Annotated in this window: 25 protein-coding genes; 6 read left to right on the forward strand and 19 right to left on the reverse strand. The window is 55.4% G+C overall.

Going from position 1 to position 26303, the window contains the following annotated elements; genetic code table 11:
- On the forward strand, positions 1-2471 hold a 2471-nt coding region (gene acnA, locus QZ197_RS04590; RefSeq protein WP_296430543.1), incomplete at its 5' end, for an aconitate hydratase AcnA.
- Positions 2472-2556: 85 nt separating this feature from the next.
- Here the strand turns inward: acnA and QZ197_RS04595 are convergent.
- The 9 genes from QZ197_RS04595 to yajC are packed head-to-tail and all read right to left on the reverse strand — an operon-like array spanning position 2557 to position 8566.
- A complete protein-coding gene (locus QZ197_RS04595) occupies positions 2557-3093 on the reverse strand; it encodes a DsbE family thiol:disulfide interchange protein (protein ID WP_296430545.1) in 537 nt (178 codons plus the stop codon).
- Positions 3086-3229, reverse strand: a complete 144-nt coding sequence (gene ccmD / locus QZ197_RS04600; protein ID WP_296430547.1) for a heme exporter protein CcmD — start codon at positions 3227-3229, stop codon at positions 3086-3088. Before ccmD ends, QZ197_RS04595 begins: the two co-directional genes overlap by 8 nt.
- On the reverse strand, positions 3222-3950 hold the full coding sequence (locus tag QZ197_RS04605) for a heme ABC transporter permease (RefSeq protein WP_296430549.1): 729 nt from the start codon (positions 3948-3950) through the stop codon (positions 3222-3224). The genes ccmD and QZ197_RS04605 overlap by 8 nt, the downstream gene beginning before the upstream one ends.
- A 42-nt stretch (positions 3951-3992) precedes the next feature.
- Positions 3993-4649, reverse strand: a complete 657-nt coding sequence (gene ccmB / locus QZ197_RS04610) for a heme exporter protein CcmB (RefSeq protein WP_296430551.1) — start codon at positions 4647-4649, stop codon at positions 3993-3995.
- Positions 4646-5260 (reverse strand): heme ABC exporter ATP-binding protein CcmA, encoded by a 615-nt coding sequence (ccmA, locus tag QZ197_RS04615; protein WP_296430554.1) that lies wholly within the window; start codon positions 5258-5260, stop codon positions 4646-4648. The genes ccmB and ccmA overlap by 4 nt, the downstream gene beginning before the upstream one ends.
- Positions 5261-5614 carry an Mth938-like domain-containing protein gene (locus tag QZ197_RS04620; protein WP_296430556.1) on the reverse strand — a complete coding sequence of 118 codons (354 nt, stop codon included), beginning with the start codon at positions 5612-5614 and terminating at the stop codon, positions 5261-5263. It lies immediately after the preceding gene.
- Between the two features lie 10 nt (positions 5615-5624).
- Complete coding sequence (secF, locus tag QZ197_RS04625) at positions 5625-6593, reverse strand: protein translocase subunit SecF (protein WP_296430557.1); 969 nt, start codon at positions 6591-6593, stop codon at positions 5625-5627.
- A 1-nt stretch (position 6594) separates the two neighbouring features.
- Positions 6595-8256 (reverse strand): protein translocase subunit SecD, encoded by a 1662-nt coding sequence (gene secD, locus QZ197_RS04630; RefSeq protein WP_296430559.1) that lies wholly within the window; start codon positions 8254-8256, stop codon positions 6595-6597.
- 25 nt (positions 8257-8281) lie between these two features.
- Complete coding sequence (gene yajC, locus QZ197_RS04635) at positions 8282-8566, reverse strand: preprotein translocase subunit YajC (protein ID WP_296430561.1); 285 nt, start codon at positions 8564-8566, stop codon at positions 8282-8284.
- 233 nt (positions 8567-8799) lie between these two features.
- On the opposite strand from yajC, the gene serS reads away from it, so the two are divergent.
- The gene (gene serS, locus QZ197_RS04640; RefSeq protein ID WP_296430564.1) at positions 8800-10092 is read left to right on the forward strand and encodes a serine--tRNA ligase; all 1293 of its coding nucleotides are present in this window, start codon (positions 8800-8802) and stop codon (positions 10090-10092) included.
- Between the two features lie 58 nt (positions 10093-10150).
- Positions 10151-10870, forward strand: a complete 720-nt coding sequence (locus QZ197_RS04645) for a hypothetical protein (RefSeq protein ID WP_296430565.1) — start codon at positions 10151-10153, stop codon at positions 10868-10870.
- On the opposite strand, the gene der is transcribed toward QZ197_RS04645, so the two are convergent.
- The 3 genes from der to QZ197_RS04660 are packed head-to-tail and all read right to left on the reverse strand — an operon-like array spanning position 10845 to position 14324.
- Complete coding sequence (der, locus tag QZ197_RS04650; RefSeq protein WP_296430567.1) at positions 10845-12302, reverse strand: ribosome biogenesis GTPase Der; 1458 nt, start codon at positions 12300-12302, stop codon at positions 10845-10847. The genes QZ197_RS04645 and der overlap by 26 nt on opposite strands.
- A 48-nt stretch (positions 12303-12350) precedes the next feature.
- Positions 12351-13646, reverse strand: coding sequence for a PQQ-binding-like beta-propeller repeat protein (locus QZ197_RS04655; protein ID WP_296430569.1), 1296 nt, complete (start codon positions 13644-13646; stop codon positions 12351-12353).
- A gap of 21 nt (positions 13647-13667) precedes the next feature.
- A complete protein-coding gene (locus QZ197_RS04660) occupies positions 13668-14324 on the reverse strand; it encodes a tetratricopeptide repeat protein (protein ID WP_296430571.1) in 657 nt (218 codons plus the stop codon).
- Positions 14325-14591: 267 nt separating this feature from the next.
- Here QZ197_RS04660 and QZ197_RS04665 point away from each other — a divergent pair, with 267 nt between their 5' ends.
- Both QZ197_RS04665 and QZ197_RS04670 read left to right on the forward strand, forming a co-directional pair.
- A complete protein-coding gene (locus tag QZ197_RS04665; RefSeq protein ID WP_296430573.1) occupies positions 14592-15824 on the forward strand; it encodes an efflux RND transporter periplasmic adaptor subunit in 1233 nt (410 codons plus the stop codon).
- Positions 15821-19510 carry an efflux RND transporter permease subunit gene (locus QZ197_RS04670; protein WP_296430575.1) on the forward strand — a complete coding sequence of 1230 codons (3690 nt, stop codon included), beginning with the start codon at positions 15821-15823 and terminating at the stop codon, positions 19508-19510. Before QZ197_RS04665 ends, QZ197_RS04670 begins: the two co-directional genes overlap by 4 nt.
- Before the next feature lie 53 nt (positions 19511-19563).
- Here QZ197_RS04670 and QZ197_RS04675 read toward each other — a convergent pair whose 3' ends face one another.
- On the reverse strand, positions 19564-21387 hold the full coding sequence (locus QZ197_RS04675) for an ABC transporter ATP-binding protein/permease (RefSeq protein WP_296430576.1): 1824 nt from the start codon (positions 21385-21387) through the stop codon (positions 19564-19566).
- A 65-nt stretch (positions 21388-21452) separates the two neighbouring features.
- Positions 21453-22607, reverse strand: a complete 1155-nt coding sequence (locus QZ197_RS04680) for a LysM peptidoglycan-binding domain-containing protein (protein ID WP_296430578.1) — start codon at positions 22605-22607, stop codon at positions 21453-21455.
- Positions 22608-22717: 110 nt separating this feature from the next.
- Here QZ197_RS04680 and QZ197_RS04685 point away from each other — a divergent pair, with 110 nt between their 5' ends.
- Entirely contained in the window at positions 22718-23272 is a 555-nt protein-coding gene (locus QZ197_RS04685) for a TIGR00730 family Rossman fold protein (protein ID WP_296430580.1), read from the forward strand.
- Here QZ197_RS04685 and QZ197_RS04690 read toward each other — a convergent pair.
- The 5 genes from QZ197_RS04690 to QZ197_RS04710 all read right to left on the reverse strand — a co-directional run.
- A complete protein-coding gene (locus tag QZ197_RS04690) occupies positions 23267-24238 on the reverse strand; it encodes a pyridoxal-phosphate dependent enzyme (protein WP_296430582.1) in 972 nt (323 codons plus the stop codon). The two genes, QZ197_RS04685 and QZ197_RS04690, sit on opposite strands and share 6 nt — an antisense overlap.
- 74 nt (positions 24239-24312) lie before the next feature.
- Entirely contained in the window at positions 24313-24912 is a 600-nt protein-coding gene (locus QZ197_RS04695) for a superoxide dismutase (protein ID WP_296430584.1), read from the reverse strand.
- Positions 24913-25027: 115 nt separating this feature from the next.
- Entirely contained in the window at positions 25028-25321 is a 294-nt protein-coding gene (locus QZ197_RS04700) for a hypothetical protein (RefSeq protein WP_296430586.1), read from the reverse strand.
- A 264-nt stretch (positions 25322-25585) separates the two neighbouring features.
- Positions 25586-26149, reverse strand: coding sequence for a sarcosine oxidase subunit gamma family protein (locus QZ197_RS04705; protein WP_296430588.1), 564 nt, complete (start codon positions 26147-26149; stop codon positions 25586-25588).
- On the reverse strand, positions 26142-26303 hold a 162-nt coding region (locus QZ197_RS04710; protein ID WP_296430590.1), incomplete at its 5' end, for a glycine cleavage T C-terminal barrel domain-containing protein. The genes QZ197_RS04710 and QZ197_RS04705, both read right to left, overlap by 8 nt.

A 26303-nucleotide genomic window follows, 5' to 3' on the forward strand; every position in this document is an offset into this window, starting at 1 on the left:
GGGCCGACAACGGCGGCAAGAACCCCCGCGAAATCGCTTACCGCCCTGCCCGCGTATTGATGCAAGATTTCACCGGCGTTCCAGCCGTGGTCGATCTGGCCGCGATGCGCGACGGGATCGTGGCCCTTGGTGGCGACGCCCAGCAGATTAACCCGCTAAACCCTGTTGATCTGGTCATCGACCACTCTGTGATGATCGACGAATTTGGCAACCCGCGTGCGTTCCAGATGAACGTTGACCGCGAATACGAGCGGAACATGGAACGCTACCAGTTCCTGAAATGGGGCCAAGGCGCGTTCAATAACTTCCGCGTTGTGCCACCGGGCACTGGTATCTGCCACCAGGTAAACCTCGAGTATCTTTCGCAAACCGTTTGGACCGACAAAGACCAGAACGGCGATGAAGTAGCCTATCCTGACACACTCGTCGGTACAGACAGCCACACCACAATGGTTAACGGTTTGGCCGTTCTTGGTTGGGGTGTTGGCGGTATTGAAGCCGAAGCTGCAATGCTCGGCCAGCCTGTGTCGATGCTGATCCCCGAAGTCGTCGGGTTTGAGCTGACAGGACAGATGGTCGAAGGCACAACTGGTACCGATCTCGTGCTGAAAGTCGTCGAAATGTTGCGCAACCTTGGTGTTGTCGGCAAATTCGTTGAATTCTACGGCGCAGGTTTGGACGTTCTGCCCCTGGCCGACCGTGCGACAATCGCAAACATGGCACCGGAATATGGCGCGACATGTGGCTTTTTCCCGATCGACAACGAAACGCTGCGCTACTTGCGTAACACAGGTCGTGACGAAGACCGCATCGCGCTGGTCGAAGCTTACGCCAAGGAAAACGGTTTCTGGCGCGGCGCTGACTATGCACCAGTCTACACCAACACCCTGCACCTTGATATGGGGACAATCGTTCCTGCGATTTCAGGCCCCAAGCGTCCGCAAGACTACGTTGCATTGACCGACGCCAAGACCGCATTCACGCGCGAAATGGAAGAAACATTCAAGCGTCCAATGAACAAAGAAGTCGTCGTCGCTGGCGAAGATTACACGCTGTCCTCGGGCAAGGTTGTTATCGCGTCGATCACGTCCTGCACCAACACATCCAACCCTTACGTGATGATCGGCGCGGGCCTTGTGGCGCGTAAAGCAGCGGCCTTGGGCCTGAACCGCAAACCTTGGGTTAAAACATCTCTGGCCCCCGGTTCACAGGTTGTTTCTGAATACCTAGAGGCCGCAGGCCTGCAAGAAGATCTTGATAAGGTTGGCTTTAACCTTGTTGGCTATGGCTGTACGACCTGCATCGGTAACTCTGGGCCGATCCAGAAAGAACTGTCCGACGCCATCGCCGAAGGTGATCTGGTCGCGACATCTGTCTTGTCCGGTAACCGCAACTTTGAAGGCCGGATTTCACCAGACGTGCGCGCGAACTATCTGGCCTCACCGCCATTGGTCGTCGCTTATGCGTTGGCTGGTACAATGGACATCGACATGGCCAGTGAACCGCTTGGTCAGGATCAAGACGGCAATGATGTCTACCTAAAAGACATCTGGCCGACCTCGACCGAGATCAACGCGCTTGTTGAAAAAACCGTCACCCGCGAAGCGTTCATCAGCAAGTACGCTGATGTGTTCAAAGGCGACGAAAAGTGGCAAGCTGTTGAAACGACTGACAGCGAAACCTACGACTGGCCCGCTGCATCAACTTACGTCCAGAACCCGCCATACTTTAAAGGCATGTCAAAGGACGCAGGCACAATCAAAAACGTCGTCGACGCCAAGGTTCTTGCTGTACTTGGCGACATGGTCACAACCGACCACATCAGCCCGGCTGGTTCGTTCAAAGACACGACCCCTGCTGGTCAGTATCTGATTGAACGTCAGGTACCGGTGCGCGAATTCAACTCTTACGGATCGCGTCGCGGTAACCACGAAGTCATGATGCGCGGTACATTCGCCAACATCCGCATCAAGAACGAGATGCTGGACGGTGTCGAAGGTGGCTATACCAAAGGCCCCGATGGCGCGCAGACGTCAATCTTTGACGCCGCAATGGCGCACCAAGACGCAGGCACACCGCTGGTCGTCTTTGCAGGCGAACAATACGGTGCAGGGTCTTCGCGTGACTGGGCGGCCAAAGGAACAGCCTTGCTCGGCGTCAAAGCAGTGATCGCAGAATCGTTCGAACGTATCCACCGGTCCAACCTTGTTGGTATGGGCGTGGTGCCTTTCGAATTCACGGGCGGTGACAACCGTAATTCGCTAGGTCTGACCGGCGAAGAAACAGTGACTATCGAAGGTTTGGACAGCGTGAAGCCACTTCAGGACATGACTGCCAAAATCACCATGGCAGACGGTTCCGTCAAGGAGATCACAGTCAAATGCCGCATCGATACCGCGGTCGAGATTGAGTACATCGAAAATGGCGGTGTGCTGCACTATGTGCTGCGCAATCTGGCGAAAGCCTCTTAAGCGTAACGACCATAAATGCGAAAAAGCCCGGTCATGTGACTGGGCTTTTTTGTTTCTCTACTTGTCTTGGGTTTTGCGTGGCGCCTTACTCCATAGCTTTCGCCAGCTCCGGCAAAAACCGTTGTTCGTAATCCGACCCAACCAGCGGACCTACAAACCGGAACAAAACCGTCCCATCCCCATCCACGATGAATGTCTCGGGCGGGGCCGTCACACCCCAGTCAATCGCCACCCTGCCACGCAAATCAAAGCCGGTGGCAAAGAACGGGTCTTCATAATTGGACAGGTATTCTGATGCCTGCGGCTGTTGATCACGAAAATTGATCCCTGCAATCCGGTACCCTTGGGCCTGAAGATCAAGCAAATTGGGGTGTTCGGCACGGCACGGTGGGCACCAGCTGGCCCAGAAATTCACGATTGTCACATCACCCGTCCGCAAGTCCGCGTCGGTCAATTGTTGGGTGCTTTGCACGGCCTCCAACGGCACCGCTGGCGCTTGGTTCCCGACAAAGGTCGACCGCAACTCATCAGGGTTGTCGCGCAACATGCCAGATAGGAACAGTCCAGCGAGTGCCGCGAAAATCACCGGCGGCATAATCATCAGGGGCGATATTTTAGCCATTCTTTTCAGCCTGTTCCAATGCGGCGCGCACTTTAGCGTAGCGTCGCCAGCTTAGCCAAACGATCCCTGCCAAAAGCGCGATGCTTACAGCATAAGCGGATAAAACTTCGATGGCATAGCTTCCAAGATCAGGCACGGCGCGCCCTCGCTTCTAGGGCCCGAATGCGACGGGCGCGAATTTCAGTACGGGTACGCATAAGCACCAATGCGATGAACAGCAAAACAAAACCCGCGATGCAAACCAACAGCGGCAACCAGAAAACATCCGCAACGTTTTCTTCCTTATCAAGCGACAGCGATGCCCCTTGGTGCAGCCCTTGGTTCCAGAACAAAACCGCGTAGCGCGACAGAATTGCAAAGACCGAACCGACCATGCACAAGACGGCTGTCAGATCAGCCGCAGTATCAGGATCCTCAATGGCTTCCCAAAGGGCGATATAGCCCAGATAGAACAAAAACAGGATCAAGAACGAAGTCAGCCGCGGGTCCCACGCCCAATAGGTCCCCCACATTGGTTGCCCCCAAATGCCGCCTGTAAACAACGCGATCAGCGTGAATACGACGCCGATAGGCGCCGCTGCACGCGCAGCCAGCGCTGACACATGGTGCCTGCGCACGACCCAAATCAAAGACGCAACCAACATCATGATCCATGCATTAATCGCCATAAGTGCGGCGGGAACGTGCAGGTAAATGATTTTAACCGTCGATCCTTGCCGGAAGTCATCGGGCGTAAAGAAAAAGCCCCAAATCAAACCGACAACAAGGCAAGCCCCTGCAAGCGCAAAGGTCCAAGGCAGCACCGGTCTGGTCCAGCCCATAAAGCGTTTCGGATTGGCATATTCCCACATCGACATGGCGCTTATCTATCCTTCCTCATTGCGGCCCTCAATCCCTGATCACCGTAGATTGATGCGTAACACGGACGCAGTGGCAAACGGCAGCAAAGCAAAACTGCCCGCCGTGATCCCTGCCATCAACATCAGCGCGCCGGTTGGATCAAGGCCCTCTGCCCCGCGCCGGATCGCCTCTGCCCCGAAAATCAAGGTCGGCACATAAAGCGGCAGAACAAGCAGTGACAACAACAACCCACCCCGCCGCAAGCCCACCGTCAATGCCGCACCGAACGTGCCAATCATCGACAAGGCGGGTGTGCCGATCAGCAAAGAAAGCAGCAAATAGGGATAGGCCTCTGGCGTAAGGCTTAACAGAAAACCAAGCGCCGGGGCTGCCAAAGTAAGCGGCAATCCCGTGGTGATCCAATGTGCCGCAGCTTTGACCATCGCAACCCCTTCAAGCGGCAGCGGCGATGTCGCGAGCAAAGCCAGCGACCCATCTTCGTAATCCAGTGCAAAAATTCGATCAAGCGATAGCAATGCCGCCAAAAGTGATGCAACCCACAAGATCCCGGGCGCGATGCGCGACAACAGTTCAGTGTCAGGACCAACACCGAAAGGCACCAGAACTACGACAATCAAGAAAAACGCGAGCCCCAGCCCGAAACCGCCACCCGCACGGATCGCTAAGCGCAGATCGCGCAGCAGCAAGGCAATCACAAGAACGCCTCATCTGATCCGCCGCCAGCATCGGGTGCGGCTTTGAACGGTGTCAGGTCTAACTCGGGCGCTGACAGGCCAAGGTCGATATGCGTTGCAATGACTGCAATCCTGCCAGCGGCCAAATGTGTATTTTGCAGCCAATTGGCAAACAACTTTACGGAAAACCCATCCAGCGAAACGGTGGGTTCGTCCAAGAACAGAACTTTGCGGCCAATTACTCCTAAACGCGCCAATCCCAAGCGGCGCTTTTGGCCCGCCGACAAAGTACCCCCCAAGCGGTCGCGCAAGTCAGACAAGTCAAAGGTATCCAAGATATCCGCAGGTAAGCGTGCGCCATGAACATCCGCCCAAAACTTCAGGTTTTCGGTCACTGTCAGCGCGGTTTTGATCCCATCAGCGTGACTGGCATAGGCGCCTTCATCATCTGGGAATTCTACAGTGCCTTGGGTTGCTGGCTGCAATCCTGCCAAGCTACGCAGCAATGTGGTTTTACCAATCCCGTTGGGACCGCGCAGGATGAGAGCATTGCCTGCTTCAACTTCAAAATTAACACCGGCCAGAACCGGCACGCCACCGCGGGCACATGCAAAGTTTTGAACGCGCAGCATTCAGACAGGCAAAAGGGCCACAGCCACGCGCCGCCCCTCTGACAATAAGACGTTGTATGTGCGGCAGGCAGCCGGCGAGGCCATCGTTTCGACCCCGATGCCCGCGTCCTCTAGTATGATGCGGAAATCCTTGGGCGGATGCGCAATTTCTGCCCCTGTTCCAACAAAAAGCACGTCGATGTCTTTGACTGCGGCCAAAAGCGTATCAGTGTCCGCGAACCCGCCCCACGCCGTAACGCCCGTTGGAAGCACCACAATCGATCCTTCGCATTTCTTGCCGCCAACGCGAAAAAAGCCGGTCCCATAGCCATCGATTGGCAAGGCGTCGTTGTAGCTGATTTCATTCAGGCGCATGGCAACCCTCTTAGGTTTCGATGTGGCCGTATTTCGTGCCCGCACTTGGGTCTTTCTTGGACCAGTCGCGCTTAACACCCAAGACCAACAGGATCGTAGATGCTACGAAAATAGACGAATACGTTCCGATCAGAACGCCCCACATCATCGCAAACACAAAACCACGGATCACGTCGCCGCCCAAGATAAATAGCGCAAGCAGCGCCAACATCGTGGTAACCGATGTCATCAATGTCCGGCTTAGCGTTTCATTAATCGACAGGTTCAGAACCTCTTTGAGGTCCTTTTTCTTATACTTGCGCAGATTTTCTCGTACGCGGTCAAAGACGATGACAGTGTCATTAATCGAATAGCCCACAATTGTCAGCAAAGCCGCAATAATCGCCAGATCAAATTTGATCTGCAGTTCCGAAAAGATGCCGATTGTCAGGATCACATCGTGTGCCAGCGCGACAACCGCGCCCACCGCAAACTGCCATTCAAACCGCATCCAGATATAAAGCAGGATCGCCACAACCGCGAGGGCGACAGCGATAATCGCCGTCTGGATCAATTCGCCTGATACCTTGGGGCCCACAGATTCAACCGACGGGAACGTCATACCGGGATCAATTGTGCGCAAAGCTGTTTGGATAGCTTCAATCGTTTCAGAAGCGATGCGTTCATCGCCCTCTTGGGCTTGCACGCGGACCAAAGCCACATGCTGATCTTCGTCAAATAGCGGATCGTCGACTTCGGCGATAGAAATATCACCAAGATCAAGCGCCTCTAGCACAGATCGGTACTGCGCCACATCAACCACAATCGCACTATCTGTCCGAATGCTTGTGCCGCCTTGGAAATCGATACCGTAGTTCAATCCCTGGATCAGGAATGACGCGAAAGCGACGACCATCGCCACCATTGAAATGCCCAGCCAAATACGGGCTTTGCTAAAGAAATCGATGGACGTGTCGTCGCGTACCAGTCTCAGGCGCATATCAAACCTCGATTGTCTTAGGGCGGGTGCGCGAGAACCAGATCACAATCAAGGACCTTGTCACGAAAATCGCGGTGAATACGGATGTGACGATACCAAAGCCTAAGGTCACGGCAAAGCCGCTGACCGGACCAGAGCCGATAGTGAACAAAATCACGGCCGTCATAAATGTGGTGATGTTAGCGTCGATGATCGATGAAAGCGCCCTTTCATAGCCCAGCTCAATCGCGCGTGCGGGGCCTTTCGCGGTTTTCAGCTCTTCGCGGATACGCTCGAAGACAATAACGTTTGCGTCCACCGCCATACCGATTGTCAGCACGATCCCTGCAATACCGGGCAACGTCAAAGTAGCGCCTACAATGCTCAGCAGTCCAAAAATCAAACCGACGTTGATGATCAGCGCTATATTGGCGAATACGCCAAACAAACCATAGCTCAGCACCATGTAAACAAGAATTGCGATTGCGGCGACGATGCAGGCAATCTGACCTGCAGCAATGCTATCAGCACCCAGTTCTGGCCCGATGGTGCGCTCTTCAAGAAACGTCAGTTCCGCAGGCAGAGCGCCAGCGCGCAACAAAACGGCGAGGTTTGTCGCTTCTTCAACGTCAAAGTTGCCTGTGATAATGCCCGACCCGCCTGGAATATGGCTTTGGATTGTCGGCGCCGAAATCACTTGGTTGTCCAGCACAATCGCAAAAGGACTGCCAATGTTTTCAAGCGTATAGTCACCAAATTCGCGCGCGGCAGAGGTATTAAACCGGAAGGCAACCGCAGGGCGGCCGTTTTGATCAAAGTCCAACTGCGCGTTCTCGAGGTCTTCTCCTGTGACAACGGGGCGGCGTTCAAGAATATAGAAGACATTCGGTTCATCCAGCGCAGGCACAAGGATGTTGCCCGTGCCGGGTGACGCATCTGCATCTGCCGCACGCCCAAGAACAGGGTTGAACGTCAGCTGCGCGGTTGTGCCCAGCAATTCGATAATTTCGTTGGCGGAACCGACACCCGGCACCTGCACTAGAATCCGCTCGGAACCTTGGCGCTGGATTGTTGGCTCACGCGTGCCAACCTCGTCGATCCGGCGGCGGATAATTTCAAGCGTTTGCATGATCGTACGCTCGTTCATTGCCACCATTTCAGCTTCGCTAAGCGTGATCGTCAGAAGCGTGCCATCGATTTCAACGTCGATGTTCGTTGATGCGGCGCCAGTAAACGACGCAACTGGCGATCCTAGGCCACGAGCGATCTGAAACGCTTGTGTCGCGCCCTCTGGCTCTGAAATACGCACGCGCAATTCGGTGGCGGGGCTATCCTCGCGGGTAACAAACCCGACGGTATCACGCTCTGCCGCGAGCGCATCGCGCACCGATGGCCAAAAACCTTCTAGGAAGGACGCATGCACGTCTTCGACCTGCACTTCGACCAACAGATGCGCGCCACCGCGCAGATCAAGGCCAAGGTTCACCAGGTTCGACGGCAAAAAGCTGGGCCACTGCGCGGCATCCGCTTCCAGTTCTGCATTGGTCTGGCCCGCATCAATGATCGCCATCGCGTCATTGTGCGTTTCAACCCGCCCGTAAAAGCCGTTGGGCAAAGCAAACGCCAAGCCGACGATGACCGTCAACCAGATCATCACCAGCTTGGAAAACGAGATATTAAGCATAAAGCGCGCCTTTTCCGGCCGTGTTTTAGGTTTTTGCCGGCTCGGTCTTGTTCATCACAGTCGCAATTGTCGATTTCACCACGCGCACGTTCACGCCTTTTGCAATCTCGACTTCGACTTCATTGCTGTCGTCTTCTTTAACCTTGACGATCTTACCGACAACACCGCCTTGGGTGATGATCTGGTCGCCACGGCGCAGGCCCGCAAGCATGGCTGCGTGCTCTTTCAGCTTTTTTTGCTGTGGACGGATTAACAGGAAATACATGATCCCGAAAATTAACAGGAGCATAATCAGGTCAGCAGGTCTCATATTCCATCCCTTATTCAGTGCGGCTTAATGCCTTAGAAAGTCGCGGCACATTATGTCCGCTCCCCTTGAATGGCAACCACGATTGCGGTGCCACGACACGGTCTTTTTACCCATATGGGAAAGGATGCCCCCAAAAGCAATCGACAAGCACCTGATCGGATCATTTCGCAGTTCACTTGGCCCGCTTAATCAGGCATATGGGCCGCACCAAATACGCAAAAAGGACAGATGCTATGCATGATATTCGGACAATCCGTGACAACCCCGCTGCTTTTGATGCAGCTTTGTCTCGCCGTGGGATTGCACCGGTATCGTCCCGGATACTTGCGATGGACGAAGCCCGCCGTGCAAAAATCCTCGCAGCAGAAAGTGCGCAAGCCGAAGCCAACAAAGCCGCCAAAGAAGTCGGCGCCGCCAAAGGGCGCGGTGATGACGCTGAATTCGAGCGCCTGCGCGCACTGGTCGCCGAAAAGAAATCGCAAATCGCAGCACTTAATGATGAAGCAAAAGCCGAGGATACCGCCCTCACCGATCTGTTGATGGGTATTCCCAACCTGCCAGACCCGTCTATCCCGGATGGCACGGATGAAGCCGATAACGTCGAAATTCACCGCTTTGGCACACCGCCAACGCTGGATTTTCCTGCGATCGAGCATTTCGACATCCCCGCCATCCGCCCCGGCATGGATTTTGAAACGGCGGCCAAACTTTCCGGCAGTCGCTTTGTGCTGCTCTCTGGCGCTGTCGCGCGTCTGCACCGCGCTTTAGCGCAATTCATGCTTGATGTGCATGTCGAAGAACATGGCCTGACTGAAACGATCACCCCCGTTCTGGTGCGCGAAGAAATGATGTACGGCACGGGTCAATTGCCGAAATTTGGCGAAGACAGCTATCAAACCACGAACGGCTGGTGGCTGATCCCCACGGCAGAGGTCACGCTGACCAATATCGTAAACGGCCTAACCGTTGAAGAAAGCTACCTGCCCCGCCGTTATGTGGCTCATACGCAATGTTTCCGCTCTGAAGCGGGATCAGCAGGCCGCGACACGTCCGGCATGCTGCGCCAACACCAGTTCGAAAAAGTCGAGATGGTCAGCATAACGCGGCCAGAAGAAAGTGCCGCGGAGCATGACCGCATGACGTCGCAAGCTCAAGCGATCCTTGAAAAGCTAGAATTGCCTTACCGCACCGTCGTTTTGTGCACCGGCGATCTGGGCGCTGGCATGCGTAAAACCCACGACATCGAAGTGTGGTTACCGGGGCAAAGTGCGTACCGCGAAATCAGCTCTGTCTCGCTGGCAGGTGACTATCAGGCACGCCGCATGAACGCGCGCTACAAGCCCGAAGGCGGCGGTAAACCGCAGTTTGTGCACACGCTGAACGGCTCTGGCCTTGCGGTCGGGCGCACCTTGATTGCGGTCGTCGAGAACGGCCAGCAAGCAGACGGGTCAGTGGTATTGCCAACTGCCCTGCACCCCTATTTGCGCGGCAAAACGAAAATCAATGCAGACGGGCAGATGATTTGAACCATCAAGGCCGCGTGAATACTGTGGAACTTACCAAAGGCGGGCTAGTTGGTTTGGTATGAAACATTTTTATGCACTGATCACACTGATCCTGACACTCACGTTTGTGGTGTCACCTGCCCTGACCTCGCCCTTTAGCGGATTTAGCCCTGATCAACTGCCTATACCGCAAATCAACCCACCCGTGCAGCCTGCGGGTTATGCCTTTGCGATCTGGGGGCTGATCTATGGTGGGCTCGTTGTATCGGCTGGTTTTGGCATCTGGAAGCGTGGCGCTGATCCGGCATGGGATCGTGCGCGGTTGCCTCTGATTGTCAGCCTCGGGGTTGGCACGCCGTGGCTTGCCGTTGCCAATAACAGCGCAATCTGGGCGACAGTTTTGATATTTGTGATGGCGGTCGGCGCAATCTTGGCACTGATACGCGCACCCAAAGCAGACTATTGGCTGTTCAAAGTCCCGGTTGGAATCTACGCTGGCTGGCTGACAGCAGCATCTTTCGTTTCACTGGGCAGCACAGCTGCTGGCTATGGCATCGTGACGGGTCAACTGGGCTGGGCCTACCTTGGCATCTTGGGCGCACTAGCAGTGGCAACCGCCGTCCTGCTGCGCACTGGCGAGCCGTCCTACGGACTAACCGTGGTCTGGGCGCTGGTCGCTATCATCGTGGCAAACCAAGCCGACGTCTCGACCGTATCGGCCCTCGCAGCAGTTGGCATCGCAATCTTGCTAAGCCTGATCGCGCTGACCCGTCCTACCGGTCGCCTGCACCCTTTTTGATGTGTTTTGATAGGCGCGACGGCTGCGACGACTTCTTGTCTTTGTACGGGTTCTTGTCACCCTGATCACGCAGATACAACCGGATCGGCGTGCCAGGCATGTCAAAGTCGACGCGTAAACCGTTGACAAGATAGCGCTTATAGCTTTCCGGCATCATGTCCGGATGTGACGTCATCACAACAAACGCAGGCGGTCGTGTCTTCACTTGGGTCATGTAACGCATCTTGATGCGCTTGCCGCCCGGTGCGGGTGGTGGGTGCTGTTCAAGCATGCCAATCAACCAACGGTTCAGGTTCGCCGTTGAAATCCGGCGGTTCCACACATCATGCGCCCGCATAATGGCTTGCTGTAAACGATCAAGGCCCTTGCCCGTTTTGGCAGAAACCGTCACCAAAGGTGCGCCGCGCAACTGGGGCAACAGACGTTCAAAGCTTTGGCGCAAATCCTTGAGCTTGTCTTGCTTGTCGTCCTCGGTATCCCATTTATTCACTGCAATCACGACCGCGCGGCCTTCGCGTTCGGCCAGATCGGCAATGCGCAGGTCTTGCTGTTCAAACGGAATTTCGACGTCTAACAGAACCACGACAACTTCGGCGAACTTTACCGCGCGCAAGCCGTCAGAAACCGATAGCTTTTCCAGCTTCTCTTGGATTTTCGCCTTTTTGCGCATGCCTGCCGTATCAAAGATACGCATCGGCACCCCGTCCCAATCTTGCTGGACGGAAATCGCATCGCGGGTGATGCCCGCCTCTGGTCCGGTCAAAAGACGCTCTTCCCCGATGATCTTGTTGATCAGCGTGGATTTGCCGGCATTCGGACGGCCAACGACCGCAATCTGCAATGGCTTGGACTTGGTCGGCACGCGCGGTGCGTCCTCGTCATCTTCGCCGACATCGACGTCAATCTCTGGTGCATCAGCGGCGGCTTTTTCGGCCATCGCATCATGGAGCGGACGCAAAACGTCCATTAGCTCTCCCATGCCTTCACCGTGTTCGGCGGACATGCGGATAGGCTCTCCCAGACCCAACGCGTAGGCTTCTAGGATTGTGGCGTCAGCCGCGCGGCCTTCGCCTTTGTTCGCGGCAAGAATCACGTTGGCGTTCTTTTTGCGCAGAATATCCGCAAACACCTGATCGGCGGGCAGAACGCCTGCACGGGCATCAATCATAAATAGGCACACATCGGCCATCTCGACCGCGCGCTCAGTTAGGCGGCGCATGCGGCCCTGCAAGCTGTCGTCGGTCGCCTCTTCCAGACCGGCACTGTCGATGACAGTAAAGCGTAGGTCCGCAATGCGCCCCTCGCCTTCGCGCAGGTCGCGCGTCACCCCCGGCTGGTCATCGACCAAGGCCAGTTTCTTGCCAACCAAGCGGTTGAACAAAGTGGATTTGCCCACATTTGGACGCCCCACAATGGCAAGGGTAAAACTCATGATATGCTCCTGACGGGTCTAGACCTGCGCGGCTACACCAATTCTATGTCAACGGAAAGCGTGCAATTGACCTGTTTTGCTTAAGACATAAAGCGTCTCGCCTGCAACAACCGGCCCAGAGGCGGCACCACCGGGCAATGCGATCTGTCCAATCAGCGCGCCAGAGGTCGGATCAAATTGCCGGATCACACCGTCAGAGGACGTCACAATCAAGCGCCCACCGGCCAAAACAGGCCCGTAGTGGGTGAAGATGCTGCTTTGATTGCGCGTGCGTTCGCCACCCTCGAAAGTAGGGAGCTGGACGCGCCAAACAGGCAGACCTGTATCTGCATTTAATCGGGTCAACTCGTTGATATCATTTATTAAGAACACAGCATTACCAACTGGCCAGATCGGGCTGATCGCCCCTTCTGCAGCCGTCCAAAGGCGGGTACCATCAGTCAGGTTGATCGCAACACTGCGGCCGCCAAAGTTGCCGATATAGACGCGGTCACCGGAAATCACCGGATCGCCTGCGATATCACTGATTACGGATGCCGCACTGCCAACCCTGTCGCCAGATACGACAGTCGACCACCGCGGGATGCCGCCCAAAGGATATGTTGCCAGTACTTCACCCGACGGAAACGGGAACACGACAAATTCGCCACTGGTCGCAGGGGATGCCCCGCCGCCAAAGTTTGCAGACGACGGCACGCCAGCTTGCTGCCAGCGCACACGACCATTGCTGATATCAAGCGCCCAAGCAGTACTATCACGCGCCACAACATAAACCAGATCACCGCGCACAGTTGGCGCAGCATTGGCCGGCGCATCAAGGTCTTGCACCCAAACGGTCGCCCCTGTTGACGCATCAAGCGCCGATATTTCGCCATAACCGGTAGTGACATAAACCTGCCCGTTGCTGACGGAAATACCACCACCGGACGCATCGCCGCGATCACCACCCGACGGGGTCAAATCACGTGACCAAAGGGCCGCGCCATCAACCGACGTTGCTGTCACCAAAGCAAGGGAATCGATCGTATATACGACACCGCTCGCAACAACCGGATGGGACGTTATGCGCGCGCGGCGGCTGTCACCTTCGCCGATATTTGCAACAAACACAGGGCTTAGATCAGATCCGAGTGCGGGATGCGTGATACTATGGCTTGGGTTGCCATTGCGGTGCCCCCAACTGGTATTTACCTGCGCGGCAGGCAGCGCAAGAGGTGCAATTTGATTTGCAAAAACGGCCTGCTCGCGGACGTCAAACCGTTCACCAGGCAAAATCAGGTCATCTTCGCCACATGCTGCCAATAAGGCCAAAGACACGGCGGCAAGCGTTACTTTTATTGTCACGATCAGATCCAATCTGCGCTTTTACTGGTTCACAGTTTCGGGCAACGGTTCGCCCAAAGCCACCATGATGGTCTGGACGCGTTCGCGCAAGCCGCGCGATACGGCAGCGTCTTCTTCAATGCGACGCAAAATGGCAAGGGCCGCGTCGGTGTCACCGTCAGCAAGAGCCACATATGCCAACTGCTCTGACGCCAAAAGGCTGAACGGCAGGCCGGGGGCAGACAAAGCCTCTAGCGCAGCTTTGCGTGCAGCAGTGTCGTCCGACGGCAAAGCGGCAGCTTTGAACGCAGCCAGATCGCGGTACATTTGCGGAGCATCGGGATCGACGGCCAATGTGTTCAGCGTTTCACTTGCCGCAGCAATGTCGCCCGCCTCTTGTTGGGTCGCGGCACGCAATAACAACGTCACTGCAGCTGAATTGCCTTGGGCTTCGACACTCTCAAGGGCGGCTGCACGCACAGCGGCGTCGTTCTCTTCCAGGGCAGAAAGCAAGGCATCGCCAGTCGCTTGGGCCGTATCCCGTACTTGGGCGTTGCGGTACTCATTGAACGCCGCCCCACCCACGAGCAAAAGCACACAAGCCACACCGATCCATCCATACCGGCGCAAATAGCCAAATAGCTTTTCGCGGCGCACTTCGTCGGTGACTTCGTTAATAAAACTGTCGGTGTCGCTCACCTTAGTCCCCAATATTGTCAGGTTATCATTCTGTTCTTGGCGTACATATCGTGAAGCCAGCACAATGAACAAGAGCAGAGCCGCAAAACCCCACAATGATCCCCGTTCTCACGCGGAATTGTAGACTTGCCGTAAGGGAGCCTAGTCGGTAAAGTGAACTAAGTAGTTTAGTACATAAATGTGATCTGAGGGGCTATAGGTCCCGTAAAGACTTTAGAAAAGAACGTCAGTCTATTTGAACGGCTGATCGCCCAAAGGAAGAACGATATGAAAATCATTCCGGTGCTCACCGCGCTTTTGGTGTCCGCAGGCCTCTATTTGTTGGTTTTTGAACGCGATCGCCTGTTTGATTTTGCGCAACCCGCACCCGCCGAAGAATCGCAGGACATGGCCGAAGCGGAAACGCCGGATGTTGTCGTCCGCGATTCGACTGTCGGCGTCGTCGCAATTCATTCCGTTGCTCAAACAATCGACAGCGCTGTGATCTTGCGCGGCCGCACCGAAGCGGCCCGTCAGGTCACTGTCGCATCCGAGACAACAGGTCTTGTGATTTCAGAACCCCTGCGCAAAGGCGCCTTTGTGAACGCGGGTGACGTCGTCTGCCGCCTTGCCCCCGGCACACGCGAAGCATCCTTGGCCGAAGCCCGTGCCAGATTGGCCGAAGCCCAAGGCCGCGCCCCCGAAGCCGAAGCAGGAGTTCTCGAGGCGAATGCTCGCGTGCGCGAAGCAGAGGTCAACCTGAACGCAGCCCAGAAATTGTCAGAGGACGGTTTCGCCTCTGAAACCCGCGTTGTCAGCGCCGAGGCCGCAATGGAAGCCGCAACCGCAGGCGTCTTACGCGCCCAATCGGCAATTGCGTCTGCACAGGCGGGCATAGAAGCCGCCCAAGCAGGCGTCGCCGCGGCAACCCGCGAGATCGACAAGCTTACAATCGTCGCACCATTCTCGGGCTTGTTGGAAACGGACACAGTTGAGTTGGGCGCGTTGATGCAGATGGGCACACCATGTGCCACGATCATTCAGCTCAACGAGATCAAACTGGTTGGGTTCGTGCCGGAAGCTGACGTCGCCAAAGTTAACGTGGGCGCAATGGCTGGGGCACGTCTAACAAGCGGCCAAGAAGTCCGCGGTCGCGTTACGTTCTTGTCGCGCAGTGCAGATCCATTGACCCGTACATTCCGCGTCGAAGTTACTGTCGCCAACGATGATCTAAGCATCAGTGACGGCCAGACAGCCGAAATTCTGGTCGCCTCGGATGGTCAAACCGCACATCTGATCGCGCAATCCTCTCTCACGCTGGACGATGACGGCGTGTTGGGCGTACGCACGGTTGCCGCAGGCAATATTGTGGCGTTCATGCCGGTCACCTTGTTGCGTGACACCGCACAAGGCGTGTGGGTCGCAGGCCTGCCAGAGGCCGTGGATATTATCACGGTCGGCCAAGAATTTGTCATAGACGGTGTGCGCGTCGCACCAACATTTACGGAAGCTAAGGGATGACAGGTTTAGTTGACTGGGCCGCCTCACGCGCCCGCATGGTTCTTGCCTTTATTGGCCTCTCTTTATTGGCGGGTGGCATGGCCTATGTCGGCCTGCCCAAAGAGGGCGAACCGGACATCGAAATCCCAGCGATTTTCGTCTCTGTCCCCTTCCCAGGCATTTCCGCCGAAGACAGTGAAACACTGCTGGTCCGTCCGATGGAATCGGAACTGTCCGATCTGGACGGCCTAAAAACCATGTCTGCAACAGCCGCAGAAGGCTACGCAGGCGTTGCCCTCGAATTTGAATTTGGGTGGGACAAAACCAAAGTCCTCGCTGACATCCGGTCCGCGATGAACAACGCCCAAGCGCAGTTTCCCAGTGGCGCAGACCAATATTCCATCAACGAGATTAACTTCTCCGAATTCCCCATCATCATCGTGAACCTGACGGGTGACGTGCCCGAACGCACATTGCTGCGCGTCGCCAAAGATTTGCAGGACCGCATCGAAGAAATGGATGCTGTCCTTGAGGCAGGCCTTGCCGGACAGCGCGACGAGATGCTTGAAGTTGTCATCGATCCACTGCGGCTCGAGGCATATAACGTTACTGCAGGCGAACTGATCGGTGTTGTGACCAACAACAACCTGCTGATTGCGGCAGGCGAGGTCGAAACCGCACAAGGCACATTCGCGGTCAAAATACCGTCGTCGTTCAATGAACCTCAGGACGTGTATAACTTGCCGGTCAAGACCAATGGCGACCGCGTGATTACCTTGGGTGATTTGGCCACGATCCGCCTGACATTCGAAGACCGCATCGGCACTGCGCGCTTTAACGGTGTGAACACGGTGGCTTTGCAAGTGGTCAAGCGGAAGGGGTATAACCTGATCGACACGACTGCGTTGCTCAAAGAAGTCGTGGCAGAGGAACGCGCTAGCTGGTCCCCTGAACTGCAATCCGCGATCCAAGTCGGCACATCCAATGACCAATCACGCAACGTGGCATCCATGGTCAGCCAGCTTGAAGGCTCGGTTCTGACAGCGATTGCGCTGGTGATGATTGTCGTATTGGCCACACTGGGCACCCGTCCTGCACTGCTGGTTGGCTTTGCGATCCCTACGTCTTTTTTGCTGTGTTTTGCACTGCTCGCGGTCATGGAAATCACCATTTCGAACATTGTGATGTTCGGACTTATCCTTGCTGTGGGCATGCTGGTGGATGGCGCGATTGTTGTCGTTGAATACGCCGATAAACGTATCCGCGACGGCTCTGGCCCGATGGAGGCCTATGTCGAAGCAGCAAAGCGTATGTTCTGGCCGATCATTTCATCAACAGCGACAACACTTTGTGCGTTCCTGCCGATGTTGTTCTGGCCGGGTGTGCCGGGGCAATTCATGGGCATGCTGCCCGTCACACTGATCTTCGTTCTTTGCGCATCGCTGGTCGTAGCACTGATCTATCTGCCCGTCATGGGCGGCGTCACAGGCCGGATGAGCCGCATGTTCGGCAATGCATCTGATGGCTTGCGCGCACGCCTGCCTTGGGTTGTTTGTGCGGCATTGGTGGTCCCTGCGATCATGGTCGTCTTTACGGGCGCGATGCTGACACTCAACCCTGGCTATCTCTCTGGTGAAGCCGTGCAAACCGGCGGGTTCGGCGACAGCCTGCCGGGGATCATGCTGTTTCTTGTTGGTGCTTTCCTGTTGTCAATCACCGTCGGTGCAGCGCGCATTGAACGGGCACAAAAGACAATCAAAGCCGGCTATCGCCGTTCGCCCTTTGGCTACTTCATGCACTTCATTGTCGGCAACCCTGTGATGCCATTGGTCACAATCGGGGCTGTGATTTTCACAGTCATTTCGATCTTTGGCTACTATGGCGCGAACAACAACGGCGTTGAGTTCTTTGTGGAATCAGAGCCGGAGCAAGCTATCGTTTACGTCCGCGCACGCGGCAACCTGTCACTGGAAGAAAAAGACGATCTGGTCCGCCAAGCCGAAGAAATCGTGCTGGCACATCCCGGCGTCATCACAGCGTTTTCCTTTGCGGGTGACGGCGGCCTGAATACGGATGCAAGTGGGGCAAGCACACCCGTTGATACTGTGGGTCAGGTCCAGCTTGAAACGATCCCATGGGAAGACCGCGCAGGTATTGCCGAGCTTGACGGTGATGTGGTTCTGGCGGAAATCCAGGAACAACTGAACACGATCCCCGGCATCGAGACCGAAATATTGGCCCAAGCGCGCGGCCCTGCATCGGGTAAACCTGTGCATTTGCGGCTGAAAGGCGACAACTGGGACGAACTGCAGGCAGCGACGACAACTGCACGCAGGCAGTTTGAGCAGACAGCCGGTCTGACCCAGATAGAAGATTCATTGCCTCTTCCCGGTATCGATTGGCAGATCAACGTCGATGTTGAAAAAGCAGGGCGCTACGGCGCCAATGTCGCGTCCGTCGGTGCGATGGTGCAGATGGTCACACGCGGTATCTTGCTGGATACGATGCGTGTCGATTCATCGGACGAGGAAATCGAAATCCGCGTTCGATTGCCTGATGAAGACCGCGTCTTGTCGACACTTGATAGCCTCAAGGTCCGCACGAACGAAGGGCTGATACCACTGTCGAACTTCATCACGCGCACCCCTGTCAAAAAGCTGGCCCAGATCGACCGGATTGAACAGCAGCGCTACTTTGACGTCAAAGCAGGTGTGACGGCTGGCCTTACCAATCTTGTCGTCGACGGTGATGCCGTCGCCGTTGTGCGCATTGTCAGCGAAGAGGCCATTGGCATGGACCGCTATGCCGTCGAAACGCTTTTGGGCGAAACCACGTCTGCTGATCTGACGGCATTGGTCGATGCAGGCGACGTGATAGAAGCCCCATTGAACGCCAACGAGCGTATCGCAGTCCTAACTGAATGGCTGGACACCAGCCCCCTTCCCGCCTCAATCGATTGGGAATGGACCGGCGACCAAGAAGACCAAGCCGAATCCGGCGCGTTCCTGCAAACCGCCTTTGCAGGCGCTCTGGGTCTGATGTTCATCATCCTGCTGGCGCAGTTTAACAGCATTTACAATTCGCTGCTGGTGCTTATGGCGGTTGTGATGTCGACGGCCGGATCACTGGTCGGTATGTTGGTCATGGATCAACCGTTCTCGATCATTATGACCGGTACGGGGATCGTGGCCTTGGCCGGGATCGTGGTGAATAACAACATCATCTTGATTGATACGTATCAAGAATTCAGCAAATACATGCCTAAGGCAGAGGCGATTACGCGGACCGCCGAAGCGCGTATTCGTCCTGTTTTGTTAACCACAATCACCACAATGGCGGGCCTTGCGCCGATGATGTTTGGGCTTAGTCTTGATTTCATGAACGGTGGCTATTCGATCGACAGCCCGACAGCACTTTGGTGGAAACAACTGGCGACTGCCGTTGTATTTGGCCTTGGGATCGCGACGATGCTGACGCTGGTGTTCACCCCATCCATGCTAGCCGCACGGGTTTGGTTTGTGACCTATCTGGAATGGTTCGCACAACTGTTTGCCAAACTATCTATGGGCCGCAGCAGCCGCGCCGCCCGCGATTGGGCATTGCGTAAACAAGCGTCGCGGATCAAAACGCCAGAATTCATATGGACCGAAGACGAACCCGCAACAGTTGCGGTGCCCCTTAAGTCATCGATGCAAGCGGCAGAATAAACAAAAGGCCCGCAGTGATGCGGGCCTTTTTTGTGATCAAAATCTGACCAACCTTAAACCAGTTCCTCTTCTTCCGACTGCCTGTTCCAAAGATGCGCGTAGCGCCCGTCAGCAGCGAGCAGATCATCGTGCCGTCCCTCTTCGACGATCACACCGTCCTCGAGCACGACAATCCGGTCAGCATCGGCAATTGTCGAAAGTCGGTGTGCAATCGTGATCACAGTGCGCCCTTCGCCCATTGCCTTCAGCTCTGCCTGAATTTCCATCTCAGTTTCAGTGTCGAGCGCGGAAGTCGCCTCGTCCAGCAGCAGGATCGGCGGGTTCTTAAGCAAGGTGCGCGCAATGCCGACACGCTGTTTTTCACCACCTGAGAGCTTCAATCCACGCTCACCCACGGTGGTTTGATAGCCGTCAGGCAGGCTTTGGATAAAATCGTGGATCTTGGCGGATTTTGCGGCGGCGATAATCTCGTCCTCGCCCGCTGTCGGGCGGCCGTAGGCGATGTTATAATGCACCGTATCATTGAATAAAACGGTGTCCTGCGGGACCACGCCGATCAACGCGTGCAGGCTTGTTTGAGTGACGTCGCGTACGTCTTGATCGTCGATCAGCAATGCACCGCCGCCCACATCATAGAACCGGAACAACAACCGCCCAATGGTCGATTTGCCAGACCCGGACGAGCCCACGATAGCCACAGTTTGCCCCGGCTCCACCTCAAGCGTCACACCCTTTAGGATCGGGCGCGCGGCATCATAGCCAAAGCTTACGTTTTGCAATGACACGCGGCCACCGTTCACCACCAAATCCTTGGCGTTCGGTTTGTCATTCACTTCTGCAGGTTGTTCGAGCAGGTCAAACATGTCGCCCATATCGATCAAAGCTTGCCGGATTTCGCGGTAAACCGTGCCCAAAAAGTTCAGCGGCATGGTGATCTGGATCATATAAGCGTTCACCATCACAAAATCGCCAACAGTCAGATCACCGCGCTGCACGCCAACGGCAGCCATGACCATCACGACAACCAAACCGCCAGTGATCAGCACCGACTGGCCAAAGTTCAGGAAGGCCAGTGAATAATTGGTCCGGATCGCTGCATTTTCATACTGCGCCATCGCAACGTCATAGCGATCCGCTTCCCAACGCTCTGCGCCGAAGTATTTCACCGTTTCAAAGTTGAGCAGGCTGTCGATGGCCTTTTGATTGGCGTCTGTGTCTTGGTCGTTCATCTCTTTGCGGATTTTGACGCGCCATTCAGTCACTTTGAAAGTGAACCAGACATAAAGGGCGATCGTCACGACAACGGCAGCTAAATACCAGACATCAAACAAGAAAAACAAGATAACAGCGATCATCAACAGCTCAAGCACCAAAGGCCCGATCGAGAACAACAAGAAACGTAAAAGGAAATCAACGCCTTTGACCCCGCGTTCAATGATCCGCGATAAACCACCGGTTTTGCGGGTGATATGATAGCGCATCGAAAGGCGGTGAATATGCGTGAATGTCTCTAGTGCCAGTTGCCGCAGGGCGCGCTGGCCTACCTTGGTAAAGACCACATCGCGCAATTGCTGGAAGCCGACTGTCATCAAGCGCGCTAAACCGTAAGCCAGGGTTAGACCAACTGCGCCAAACCCGAGAATTGTCGCAGCAGAAGCCCCGTCAGGGGCCAGCGCGTCAACGGCCTGCTTATAAAGAACAGGTGTGCTAACAGCGATAAGCTTTGACAGGACAAGTACGGCAATGGCTATCACGACGCGGCGCTTGACCCAAGTTTCACCCTCGGGCCACAGATAAGGTACGACGCGTTTGATCACGCCCCAGCCTTGGACTTTGGCATCATCAAGATTTTCAGCAGTTTTAGTGAGGCTGCGCATAAGAACTCCGAATTGCGGCCCCTCTATTTAGGAGGCCGCAGAGGCGATGACCAGAGGCAGATGGATTATTGCGAGATTTCAGGGATCCTGAAGATCTGACCGGGGTAAATGAGATCAGGATCGCGGATAAGATCGCTATTGGCTTCGAATACCTCAATGTAGTAAATGCCGGACCCAAGATTTTCTTCGGCAATCGCCCAAAGAGTAGCACCAGGTTGCACTGTTTTGACTGCGACTTCGAACCCGTCAACTGTTGTTTCCTCGGCCAAGACCGCCGCGACTTCGGCCCGTTCTTCGCGTTTGAACGGCGTTTCAAGCCGCGACACAACAGCGCCGTCTTCGTTCACCTCGTCAATGCGGAGCGTGTAGATGCCGGTGTCGATTTGCGGCAATTCAATCTGCCAATCGCCGCCTTGCGTCACCACTGACGTCGTCACCGGTTCATTGTCGATATAGACCTGCACAGCACCATCACCCGTTGCGCGGCCTGACAGTTGGACTTCGCCATCGGGATCATAAGTGATCGCATCAAGTGCGACGTTTCCTGCGCCCGCCCCTGCCGCATCCTGCACAACACGCACGCCATCCGCATCAGCCTGCAAAACCGTCGGTGCTACGGCAGGACTATCTGCAACAACGGGGGCCGCAGGTTCGGGCGGCGCTTCTGGCAAGGCCGCTGTCGCGGTGCCTTCGACAGCTGCTGGCGGTTCACTTAACGCTGCAACAATAACCGGCGCAGCAATCGGGGCGACCATAAAGCTTGTCTCGGACGGAATCGCTGCGCCATCGGGATCAGCCAGCAAAGACAATCTGCGCGGCTGGTCAGACGGGCCAGCAAGCGGCAACGCCACAAAGTTTCCGCTGTTGTCTGCGGTGACCAAATCAAGTGTTTCGCCAGACAGAATAATCGCAACAGTCTGGCCAGCATCTGCACGGCCAGCAATCACCATGCTGCCATCAATTTCAACGCGAAAGGTATCGAACTCTGGCCCGGTTGGCAGTACCGGAACGACGGGCGTCTCGGCGGCAACGGGCATCACGGCAATCTCAGGCTCTGCAACGACCGCCACGTCTTGGGCAGCAGGCAATGTCACTTGCGCCGGTACATCTTGCGCCACTTGCGGTTCGGGCAAGAATGCAACGATTGCCAGCCCAACAACAACGGCCAAGCCACCACCTAACACAATCGGCTTCACGCCGGATTTCACGTTTTCAGTCACAACTTGCCCCTATCGTCACGCCTTTTGCGGCGGCCTGCACCGCTTGTGGTTGAGCCACCTTAGCAACGCGGCTATGACCGGTCAAAGCGAAGCTTGGCGAAAGGTGCCCAATGTCGACATTTCAAAAATCAGTGTGTGTTTATTGCGGCTCTCGCGATGGCAATAGCCCCGAATTCGCCCAAGCTGCGTTGGAAACTGGCGCTATGCTCGCGGCGAATAACTGGCGACTGGTCTATGGCGCAGGTGATGTGGGCTTGATGGGCCGTGTCGCAAACGCGGTTCAAGCGGCAGGCGGGGCCACGTTCGGCGTTATCCCGACCCACTTGATGGATTGGGAAGTTGGCAAACGCGACCTTGATACATTTGTAATCACTGAAACAATGCACGAGCGTAAAAAGGTTATGTTCATGAACGCCGACGCGGTCGTGGTTCTACCCGGTGGTGCAGGATCGCTGGATGAATTCTTTGAAGCGCTGACATGGCGCCAGCTTGGACTGCATGAAAAACCACTGATCTTGCTGAATATCGACGGTTTTTGGGACCCATTGTGTGATCTGTTGCAGCATGTCGTCGATAGCGGGTTCGCGGGCGATAATATCTTGTCTTTTGTGCAAATGGCAGAAGACGTGGCAGAGCTGGAAACCATGCTGAAAGCCGCTTTATAGCGCCGCCATAAGCTGCGCGTATCGCTCCAACGAGATGTTGGATCCACACGCAATAATCCCGACCTGCCGCCCCTTCAGGTCATTTTTCAATGGTCCAAGGATCGCCGCGAGCGATGCGGCACAGGCAGGCTCTGCTGTGATGCGCAGATTTTGTTGATAAATATCCATCGCGGCAAGCATGTCGTGATCCGTAATGCGCACAATGCGGTCCACATGCGCGCGGGCGACATCGTATGTTAACGGCATCGCTAAGGGCGCACCAAGGCTGTCCGCGATTGTGGCCACTTTACCGATAGGTACCGCACGGCCGGCAGCAAAACTTTGGGTCATGCTGTCAGCGCCGAACGGTTCAACACCGAGCACCTGGGCTTCAGGGTTCATCTGTTTGATTGCACAGGCCATGCCGCTAATCATGCCGCCCCCGCCGATAGGGATGACGTAAGTATCTATTTTTGGCGTTTGTGTCGCGTATTCATAGCCGCAGGTGGCTGATCCAAGGATCATATGCGCGGCTTCGAACGGGTGCATCAATACGCGCCCTTTGTCAGCCGCATCATTCATTGCAACGAATGCTGCAGCCATGTCGTCATAAAGCTGCACAGTTGCTCCCAGCGCCTCGCAACCTGCAATGCGAGCTGGGTCCGTCGCCTTGGGCATCGTGATCAGCGCATCAACGCCTGCAGCCTTAGCCGCCCAAGACACTGCCAACGCATGATTGCCCCCACTGGCGGCAACGACGCCAGCCGTGCGCTGTTGATCGGTCAAGCCACGCATACCCAACATGGCACCGCGCGCCTTGAATGACCCGACTTGCTGAAACAGCTCTAGCTTGACTGTCACACCTGCGCAGTCCGGCAAAACCCCATCCCAGCGCGCTGATGTCAGGGGTAAAATCGGCGTCTCGATCAGGTCCGCCTGTAGTTGCGCGCGGGCCGCGATAATCGCATCAAGTGTTGGTCCGATCATCGTGTTCTCCTATAGAAAAAGGCCCGTGAAACAGATGTCCCACGGGCCTTTGGAATTGTCCAGATGATCAAGGATTACATGCGCGAAGCAACGTTTTCCCAGTTCACAAGGTTATCAAGGAAGTTGGTCAGATAGACAGGACGCTTGTTGCGGAAATCGATGTAATAGGAATGCTCCCATACGTCGCAACCCAGCAGCGCAGTTTGACCAAAGCAAAGTGGGTTCACACCGTTTTCGGTCTTGGTCACAGCCAAAGACCCGTCAGCGTTTTTGACCAACCAGCACCAGCCGGAACCGAATTGGCCTGCGCCAGCTGCACTGAACTGGGATTTGAAATCATCGACAGAACCAAAGCTTTCAACCAAAGCTTTTTCCAACTCACCAGGCATTGCTGCGCCATTCGGGCCCATCATTTCCCAAAACTGGTTGTGGTTCCAAAGCTGGCTGATGTTGTTGAAAATACCGTTCTGCGCGACGGACGATTTGTCGTACGTGCCAACAATGATCTCTTCAAGGGACTTGTCCGCCCATTCAGTGCCTTCAATCGCCTTATTGCCATTGGTCACATAAGCGTTGTGATGCAGGTCGTGATGAAACTCGAGTGTCTCTGCGGACATGCCTTTGGACGCCAAAGCGTCATGTGCATAAGGAAGATCGGGAAGTGAAAATGCCATATCAAGTGTCTTTCTGAATTGAGGACCGAGGATACAACTGTACATGTCACATGCGCGGCGAAGGTCAAGGGTTCAGGACTGCGTTGTCCAACGCCAGTTTTGAACGAAGTGCGCCCTAGCCGGCCGCTCTTTGCTTGAGGGCATCGCTTTCCACGTCTCCATCTTGATCATTGACGATTGAATACAACAAATCAATTTGCTCGGAGGACGACAGGTGCTCATAGGCACGCACCATGGCAATAAGAGGCAACACACGGTCTTGCAATTTTTCACCAAAAGCACCGACAACGATCGCTTTGATCAGCTCATCAGAACATTCCAGCTTATAAAGCTTGTGCACCAATCCCGCATAATTGCCTTTGCCATTCTTGAAGCTATGCAGCGCATAGTTAATTTCTTTGATGGTCATCTTTTCACCCCTCGGCCCAACTAATCAACAATAATACTGACGAAATTTGTAATGACATCATAGCGGAGCCGCACGGCGTTTGACGACCCCAAAAGCATAGGTAACTAAGGGCTTATGACGTCAATTTGGAAACAATGGCCGCGATTTGCGGTAACTGGCTGCAATTTTAAGCAGTTTCGCGTCCCTGTAAGGCAGCTTCATGACCTCGCACCCGCTGCCACACCACTGACCTGATCGATGAAATCGCGCCTGCGTGCACCGCACTCAAAAGTGGCCAACTTCTCCTGCTTTTGCGGAGGCCGCCAATAAATCAAACGTATACGAAGCCACCGATCGAAAACAGATCACAGCGAACGTATCCGTATCCCGCATCCAAAACGCAGCTGCCACCTGGCCCAAACGCGTCCGACGAAAAGCCCCTGGTCCAAAGCTGTCAGGATGCAAATCCGCTGGGGCGAGTTTCGCGATGACCTCGCGCGCGAATGGTCCTTCAACCAAGATCAGCGCACGCGCATCGGATACGTTTTCAGCCAGATAATGCGAACCCGAAAGTGCGGCGTCGATCTGCGCGACAGCGTCTGCGACCTGCGCGTAAGGCACCAGCACCAGTATTTCATCAGGCGACATCCAGCACAGGCCTTTGTCACCGTCGCTGAGCGCTTGCCCTTGCGCGGGGAAATCTAAACCGGACAGTTTCTTGCAGACAGCACGTAGTTTTTTGTCATTCAAATCACCGCGCAGGATGATCATGCCGCGCAAACCTGCCTCGCGGATTGTGACTTCTCCGGGGGCCATGCGGCCGTTCAATGCGCTGACAGCATTAGACATTTTGCTTGGCCCCTTCTTTATCATAGAACACCGGATCAACGATTTTAGCGGCAACAGTCGTGCCATCAACTTTGTTGAACTCCAGCACCTCACCCATCCGGTCCGGTCCTTTAAGCACTAAACCCATCGCAATCCCGCGTTCCATATTCGCCGA

The organism is Yoonia sp., from assembly GCF_017854415.1.
In the GTDB taxonomy this organism is placed as follows: domain Bacteria; phylum Pseudomonadota; class Alphaproteobacteria; order Rhodobacterales; family Rhodobacteraceae; genus Yoonia.